8 protein-coding genes are annotated in these 7,881 nt (G+C 70.8%); 5 read left to right on the forward strand and 3 right to left on the reverse strand.

All coding sequences use genetic code 11. The annotated features are described in order from the left end of the window. Nucleotides 1–240: 240 nt before the first annotated feature. Entirely contained in the window at nucleotides 241–2,034 is a 1,794-nt protein-coding gene (locus TR42_RS09980) for a proline--tRNA ligase (RefSeq protein ID WP_081953309.1), read from the forward strand. Between the two features lie 25 nt (nucleotides 2,035–2,059). Here TR42_RS09980 and TR42_RS09985 read toward each other — a convergent pair whose 3' ends face one another. From TR42_RS09985 to TR42_RS09995, 3 genes are all read right to left on the reverse strand, one after another. Then, complete coding sequence (locus TR42_RS09985) at nucleotides 2,060–2,983, reverse strand: glycosyltransferase (protein WP_042215414.1); 924 nt, start codon at nucleotides 2,981–2,983, stop codon at nucleotides 2,060–2,062. After that, on the reverse strand, nucleotides 2,980–4,392 hold the full coding sequence (locus TR42_RS09990; RefSeq protein WP_143058971.1) for a hypothetical protein: 1,413 nt from the start codon (nucleotides 4,390–4,392) through the stop codon (nucleotides 2,980–2,982). Before TR42_RS09990 ends, TR42_RS09985 begins: the two co-directional genes overlap by 4 nt. 273 nt (nucleotides 4,393–4,665) lie before the next feature. After that, a complete protein-coding gene (locus tag TR42_RS09995; RefSeq protein ID WP_042215418.1) occupies nucleotides 4,666–5,607 on the reverse strand; it encodes a DUF4439 domain-containing protein in 942 nt (313 codons plus the stop codon). Between the two features lie 93 nt (nucleotides 5,608–5,700). Here TR42_RS09995 and rimP point away from each other — a divergent pair, with 93 nt between their 5' ends. From rimP to TR42_RS10015, 4 genes are all read left to right on the forward strand, one after another. After that, nucleotides 5,701–6,168, forward strand: coding sequence for a ribosome maturation factor RimP (gene rimP, locus TR42_RS10000; protein ID WP_042215441.1), 468 nt, complete (start codon nucleotides 5,701–5,703; stop codon nucleotides 6,166–6,168). A gap of 3 nt (nucleotides 6,169–6,171) precedes the next feature. After that, nucleotides 6,172–7,179, forward strand: coding sequence for a transcription termination factor NusA (gene nusA / locus TR42_RS10005; RefSeq protein WP_042215419.1), 1,008 nt, complete (start codon nucleotides 6,172–6,174; stop codon nucleotides 7,177–7,179). Nucleotides 7,180–7,257: 78 nt separating this feature from the next. Continuing rightward, complete coding sequence (locus TR42_RS15340) at nucleotides 7,258–7,482, forward strand: YlxR family protein (protein ID WP_042215443.1); 225 nt, start codon at nucleotides 7,258–7,260, stop codon at nucleotides 7,480–7,482. A gap of 128 nt (nucleotides 7,483–7,610) precedes the next feature. After that, nucleotides 7,611–7,881, forward strand: a 271-nt coding sequence (locus TR42_RS10015) for a translation initiation factor IF-2 N-terminal domain-containing protein (RefSeq protein ID WP_042215421.1), incomplete at its 3' end; no start/stop codon positions are given.

Consider the following 7,881-nt stretch of genomic DNA (forward strand, 5'->3'; position numbering starts at 1 on the left):
TCTCTAGGAAGCACGCCCACGGGCCTGGCGCGATCCCGCGCATCTTGGGCGCTGCCCAGCCAACTGTGTTCACTGAGCAGACACTAGCGCAGTACGGTGGCGAGCTCGAACTGCTCGCTCCCGTGGACAACGGCGTCGCATATCGGTGCAAACACGCCAGCGTCCCCCGCCGGTCCCGGTATCTCCTCCAAGGGCGGATCCGACGGCGGCTCTGCCCATAGAATTGCCCCCATGCTTCGCATGTCCACGCTCTTCCTGCGCACGCTGCGCGAGAATCCCGCCGACGCCGAGGTCGCGTCGCACCAGCTGCTCGTCCGCGCCGGCTACATCCGCCGCGCCGCCCCCGGCATCTACACTTGGCTGCCGCTGGGCCTCAAGGTCCTCGCCAAGGTCGAGGCCGTGGTGCGCGAGGAGATGGACGCCGCCGGCGGCCAGGAGGTCCACTTCCCGGCGCTGCTGCCGCGCGAGCCCTACGAGGCGACGGGCCGCTGGACCGAGTACGGGCCCAACCTCTTCCGCCTCCAGGACCGCAAGGGCGGCGACTACCTGCTCGCGCCCACGCACGAGGAGATGTTCACGTTGCTGGTGAAGGACCTGTACTCCTCGTACAAGGACCTGCCGCTGACGATCTACCAGATCCAGACCAAGTACCGCGACGAGGCGCGTCCTCGCGCAGGCCTGCTGCGCGGTCGCGAGTTCGTCATGAAGGACTCCTACTCGTTCGACATCTCGGACGAGGGCCTCGATGCGTCGTACGCGGCGCAGCGCGCGGCCTACATCCGCATCTTCGAGCGGCTCGGCCTCGAGTACGTGATCGTGCAGGCGCAGGCCGGCGCGATGGGCGGCTCCAAGTCGGAGGAGTTCCTCTCGCCCACCGAGGTCGGCGAGGACACCTTCGTGCGCTCGCCCGGCGGCTATGCGGCCAACGTCGAGGCCGTCACCACGCCCTCACCCGCCGCGATCGACTGGACCGATGCGCCCGCGGCGCACGTGGAGGACACCCCCGACACGCCCACCATCGAGACCCTGGTGGCCTCCGCGAACGCCAACCACCCGCGCGAGGACCGGCCGTGGACCGCCGCGGACACCCTCAAGAACGTGGTGATCGCCACGACCAACCCCGCGGGCGAGCGCGGATTGCTCGTGGTCGGCGTGCCAGGCGACCGCGAAGTCGACATGACCCGCCTCGAGGCGGCCCTGTCGCCCGCGACCGTCGAGGCCGCGAACGAGGACGATCTCAAGGCCCACCCCGAGCTGGTCAAGGGCTACATCGGCCCCGGCGTGCTCGGCCCGCAGGCCCGACCCGAGGGCGTCGCGTTCCTCTCCGAGGACGACGCGACCATCCCGTACATGCTCGACCCGCGCATCGTCCCCGGCACCCGCTGGATCACCGGCGCCAACGCGCACGGCAAGCACGTGTTCGACCTGGTCATGGGTCGCGACTTCATCGGCGACGGCACCCTCGAGGCGGCCGACGTCCGCGACGGCGACGAGGCTCCCGACGGCTCCGGCCCGCTCGAGCTCGCGCGGGGCGTGGAGATCGGCCACATCTTCCAGCTGGGCCGCAAGTACGCCGAGGCGCTCGACCTGCGCGTGCTCGACGAGAACGGCAAGCAGCAGGTGGTGACGATGGGCTCGTACGGCATCGGCGTCACGCGCGCCGTCGCGCTGCTCGCCGAGAACAACCACGACGAGCTGGGCCTGAGCTGGCCGATCCACGTCGCGCCGTACCAGGTGCACGTGGTCGCGACCGGCAAGGACGCGACGGTCTTCGACGCCGCCGCGGGCCTCGCGGCCGACCTCGAGGCCGCGGGCGTCGAGGTCTGCTACGACGACCGTCCCAAGGTCTCGCCCGGCGTGAAGTTCAAGGACGCCGAGCTCATCGGCGCACCGTACATCCTCGTCGTGGGCCGCGGACTGGCCGAGGGCACGGTCGAGCTCAAGGTGCGCGCGGAGGGCTCCAGCGAGGCGCTGCCCGTGGACGATGCGGCGGAGGTCCTGATCGCACGCGTCAGAGGGGCGCTGGGAGCCTGAGCGGGGTCGCTCGCGGCGGGCACACCTAGCGCGAGCGCAGGCCTTCCCCGAGGGCGCGCTTGCTCAGCTCAAGCGTCGTGGAGTAGCCCCGGGAGAGGAGACGCTCTCGGGTGCCCCTCGACAACGCCTCGTATGCCTCCACGTGCGCGGCGTGCCAGAGCGCTTCGGCGCACATGTAGGTGTCCTCCGTCGCTTCGGCGCGAGTCTGCCACGGCTTGGCGGCCACGTAGTGGAGCACCCGTGTCGGCGTCGCGGCGAACTGTTCCTCGATCGGTCCTGAGCGGTCGGGGAAGTGACGCTTGGTGACGTTCAGGCTCGGGTCGAGGTACGACCTGCGCGCGGGGCCGAAGTACGCGTTGAGCAGCAGCTGGTCCGCCATGCCCGTGCCGGGCGGCAGGTGTGCGACGGTGGTCGAGTGCAACAGGTCGTTGTAGGTGGTTCCGGTGAGGTGACGGGAGCCGATGCACATCACTCCCGAGTTGAAGAAGCTCTTCGGCAGGTCGCCCTGGCCATCGAAGGCGCGAACTGCGGCGAAGTCGGCTGTCGTTTCGAAGAGCTCGCGACAGCTGCGCAGGAAGAGCAGGTCGCTGTCGAGCGTCACCACGCGTGCCGGACCCGTGATACGGAACGCCTCGAGGATGAGGAAGGCCGCTGTGAGCCGCGCAGGCGTACCGAGCTTCCGTGCGAGCCGATCCCGCGCCACCCAGAACTCGGCGTCTCCCGCCGCGATGCAACGCACCCGTGGAGAGAGTTCCTCCAGTACCTCGCGGTGAAGCTCCGTCAGAGGTGCGCGCTCGTCGTGATGAAGAATCAGGATCGGATGGGTGTCGTCGGGGTGATGCTTCAGGAGGCTTGCCAGCATGACCACGCCCCCGGCGAAGAAGTCATCGGTGACGACCGTCACGATGCAGGTCTCGGCCTCGATGTGGATGCTGCTCGACGTGCTCATCGACTCGCCACGCTGCCTCGCTGCCTAGGACGCATGCTTCGGAGACCCTCGCCCGCGTGCCCGACGATGGTGCGGATGCCGTCGCGTTCGAGCGCCGTGACCATGAGTGAGAGTGCGCTGCCCGGGGACTCATGCACGGACCCGAGGATTTCGCCGTCGGCCTCGCATCCGATCAGCACCACTTCAGAGAAGCCCATGAAGCGCGCGAGAGGCAGTGCCATGGTGACCGCATCGGTGTGGCCATGCCGCAGAGGTTCTGCAACGTTGAGGTTGACAGAGCCCTGGGCGTCGATGCGCACAGAGCGCTGTGCGAGCAGCACCCTTGTCACGCAATGCGGATCGCCTGTGTGGTCCCCCTGAGCGAGGAACGGGGCGAAGACGGTCGCGCCACGCTTCGCCGCACGCCCGACAGCCGACGGAGTCGACGTGCAGATGTATGTCGGAGCCATCCCCACGAGCTCAGACTGCGGCACGAAGTGGTCGGTGGCGAAAGTCGTCTCAGAGCTGAGAGCGTCGAGGTCGGCATCGGTCAGGCCGACGCCGTCGGCGATGATCACGCACCGCTCGCCTTGGTGCGTCGCGCGAAGCCTCTCGAGCCGCGCCAAGGCGCCTGAACGGGCGAAGGCGCGAATGCGCGCCGCTCGCCCCTGCTCCGGCGCAGGGGCTCGGCGCACAGGAGCGGGCGCGTCCAGCCCGGAGACAGCGTCAGCGGCGTGCGCGCCTCCGCGAGCGATGCGACCATCGCGGTTCCCTTGCGGTTCCGCTTTCAGCCTCGCACGGCTGGGCATCTCCGTTGCCGGCGTGCCAGGAGCGACGCCGACCGCGTCGTAGATCCGGTCGATGCGCTCTTCGTATCGCGCGAGTTGCGCGCTCTTTTCTGCGACGAGCGCACGGAGTTCGCTGACGGCTGGATCGGACGCCGCCTCGGCTGGGTCCGAGAGCACCGCGTGGAGGTCGGAGGTGGTCGCATTCGGCCACGGGCCCCAGCCCGTGAGAGCCTCGCCGTCGAGCACTATGCCGAGGCGGCGGAGCCACGCTGTGTAGTCGATGGCAGCCGTCACAGCGGGATCCACGCCGAACCTTGCGTGGGTGACGCCGAGGCGGATCATGACTGCCACCGCGTCGGCTCCTGCGGACAGCTCGTATCGGCGCGGCGCGATCGAGCCGACAGGCGCTTCGTTGCTGGGTCCGGCGAGCGCACCATGCGGTCCGCCGTGATCGGAGACCTTCAGCACCTGGTCGGCCGGTAGGCGACCGAGCGCTCTCGACCGTGCGTCAAGGTCAGCGAGCACGGCGAAGTTGAGCCCCATCGCCTGCTGATCGTGCGGTGCGAGCTGCGAGAGGGAGCACGTCGAGGCGGCGGCCTCGCCCACCGCGTCGACATGCCGGAGGAAGTCGATACGCGCCACGACATCCATCCGATGGGGCCATACCAGGTCCTCGAGCCTCAACCTCACACGTCTACCCAGCACTGCACTTCCCGTTCGTCGATACGCGCGGCCCACCTCGGGCCGACTAATCTTACACGGCGTGTCAGTGGACCCTCGGGGCCGCGCTGCGCCCGTCCCGACCCTGACAGCGCGGACTGCGCTGCCTGCGACTCGCGGGTGGCATCGTCACCAGCGCGGACGACTCCGAGGATGCTCTGGTCTGGCCCCGCGCCCGGCACGCAACACTCGGATTCACCGGGACACGCTGAGGCCGGGCAGTGCCGGGATGTCCGCGACTTCGAAGCCCGGGAGGGAGGCGGCCTGCGCGAAGGCGTCGTAGGCCGCGTCGAGGATCCACCCGGCGTCCTGGGCGCTCGCGCCGTCGATGAGCGCGGCGTACGCCTCCGCGAGGGCCGTCTCGAGCGCGAGCGCGGTCGCGGCGCGCTCCTCCGCGGTGCCGGTGCCGGCGGACGGCACGTCGTAGAGCGTCTCCCGGCGGTCCTCGACCCCTGGCAGCGCGAGCAGCGCCGCGGCGCGGTCCTCGTGCAGCCGCGAACGCGTGAGCGCCTCGGCGCGCGCGTCCTCGTCCTCGGAGCGGGCAGCGATCACCTCGTACGTGAACGCGGCCTCGTCGTGCGCGAGGGCGAGCGCGGCGAGCACGTCGCCGTCGACCTCGGTGGCCTCCGCGGGCGCCAAGTCCGGGACGCCGTCGCCGCCGGGCAGCGAGCGGTCGCCCGGCTCGGCTCCCGCGAGGTCGGCGACGGTGGTCGTCATGGCGTGCGACAGCGCTATCGAGCGCAGCAGCGCCGCGAGCCCCGGGTCCTCGTCCTGCGCGGCGTCCGCCCCGCGGAGCGCGTCCGCGATTGCGGCGTCGACCGCCTCCGCGAAGGAGGGCTGCTCGCCTGTCGGCGACGGCACGGGGGAGGCGGAGGGATAGGGGACGTAGACGCCGCCGAGCGCCTCGAGACGCACGGGTGCCAGGGCGGATTCGAGCGCGCCCGCCTCGGAGGAGTCGGCAGCGTCGATCACGGCCTGCTCGCGCAGCGCAGCGTCGTCCCGCAGCACCACGGTGGCGGTCGGCGTGCGGCTCGGGATGGGCGGGGTCTCGAGCCGCCAGCTGCAGCCGGTCGTCGCGACCGCGAGCACCGCGGCCGCCGCGAGTCCGCGCATCCAGCGGGACGGGGACGGCGTCATGGGCGCCATCATGACACGCCCCCGAGAGGGCCCTAGAATGTGACCGACCGAATTTCAGGAACGGAGCGCGTGCCGCGCGTGGGAGGCGATGCCATGGACATCTCGAGCCGCATCATCGAGCTTGCCGCGCCGGCGGCGGAGGCGGTCGGACTTGTCGTCGAGGGGGTGGACGTCACCGCCGCAGGCAAGCGCTCGCGGGTGCTCGTGACCGTCGATCTGCCGGAGACCGAGGTCGGCAGCGCCGACCTGGACAAGGTGGCCGAGGCCTCCCGCACCATCGGCGCCGCGCTCGACGAGGCGAACGTGCCCTCCACGCCGTACGTCCTCGAGGTCTCCACCCCCGGCACCGACCGAGCCCTCACCGAGCGCCGCCACTTCCTGCGCGCCCGCACCCGGCTCGTCGAGATCCGCCTCGCCGACCGTTCCGTCACCGGACGCGTCCAGGACGTCGACGGCGACACGGTCGTGCTCGACGTCGACGGCGAGCTGCAGCAGGTGCCGCTGGGCGAGATCAGCGAGGGACGCATCGTCGTGGAGCTCAAGAGGCTGGGAGAGAAGTAGGACATGGACATCGACATGCAGGCCCTGCGGGGCCTCGAGCGCGAGAAGGACATCCGTCTGGACGTGCTGGTCGACGCGATCGAGCAGGCGCTCGTCTCGGCGTACCACAAGACCCCCGGCGCCTACCGGCATGCGCGGGCGCACCTCGACCGCGTGACGGGCAAGGTGACGATCCTCGCGCGCGAGGACGCGGAGGAGGGCGAGGAGGCCGCCGACCTGCCGGAGTTCGACGACACCCCGAAGGACTTCGGCCGCATCGCGACGTCGACCGCGCGCCAGGTGATCTTCCAGCGTCTGCGCCAGGCAGGGGACGATGCCGTGCTGGGCGAGTACGCCGGCCGCGAGGGCCAGCTGGTCTCGGGCGTCATCCAGCAGTCGTCGGACCCCAAGAACGTGCACGTCGACCTCGGCGACGTCGAGGCGATCCTGCCTCCCCACGAGCAGGTGCCCACCGAGGTCTACGTCCACGGCGAGCGTCTCAAGGGCTACGTGCTCGACATCGGCCGCGGCCAGAAGGGGCCGTCGATCACGCTGTCGCGGACCCACCCCGGGCTCGTGCGCAAGCTGTTCGAGCTCGAGGTCCCCGAGATCGCGGACGGCACCGTCGAGATCATGAGCCTCGCCCGCGAGGCGGGTCACCGCACCAAGATCGCGGTCCGCGCGACCGTCCCCGGTGTCAACGCCAAGGGCGCGTGCATCGGCCCCGTCGGCTCGCGCGTGCGCGCCGTCATGAGCGAGCTGCGCGGCGAGAAGATCGACATCATCGACTGGGACGACGACCCGGCGACCTTCGTGGGCAACGCCCTGTCGCCCTCGCGCGTCGTCTCGGTCGAGGTCGTCGACGAGGAGGCCCGCGCGGCGCGCGTGGTGGTGCCGGACTTCCACCTCTCGCTCGCGATCGGCAAGGAGGGCCAGAACGCCCGCCTCGCCGCGCGTCTCACGGGGTGGCGCATCGACATCCGCTCGGACGAGCAGCCGGACGTCCCCGGACGCGCCGGTTCCGGCCGCTGAGCAGGAACCGCTAGACTGGTGCAGCCGAGAGATCCGTCTCGTGACGTCGGCGCCCCCGCCCCCGCCTCCCAGGAGCCGGTGCGGACGTGCGTCGGCTGCAGGGGTCGGGCGTCTCGGTCGGTCCTTGTGCGAGTGGTGCAGGTGGACGGCCGCGCGGTCGTCGACGAGCATCGCCGCATGCCGGGCAGGGGAGCATGGCTCCATCCCGACCCGGCATGTCTCGCGCAGGCGCTCAAGCGCCGGGCCCTGCCGCGTGCGTTGCGCGTGTCGGAGCTCGACGTCGCCGGCCTCGCGGTCGGCTAGCGTGGACCGTGCCCACCATCGAATCAGACGGGATGAAAGCCCATGGCCCAGCGATGAGCAGCTCACGATGAGCACCCAGCCGTAACGATGGCTCGACCCTGTCTTGGTCGAGCCGAGACAGGAGAGAAGTGGCAAAGCCCCGCGTCCATGAGATCGCGAAGGAGCTCGGAGTCTCGAGCAAGGACCTGATCACCAAGCTCAACGAGCTCGGCGAATACGTCAAGGGTCCGTCCTCCACCCTGGAGGCACCCGTGGTGCGGAAGGCGCGCGACGCCTTCCCCACGGCCAAGCCCGCCGCCGGCGCGAGCGCGCCCGCGCCCGCGTCGAAGCCCGCCGCGAAGCCCGCGGCCAAGCCCGGCGCCCCCAAGCCCGGCCCCAAGCCGGCACCCAAGCCCGAGC

Source organism: Demequina mangrovi (genome assembly GCF_000759715.1).
Lineage (GTDB): Bacteria > Actinomycetota > Actinomycetes > Actinomycetales > Demequinaceae > Demequina > Demequina mangrovi.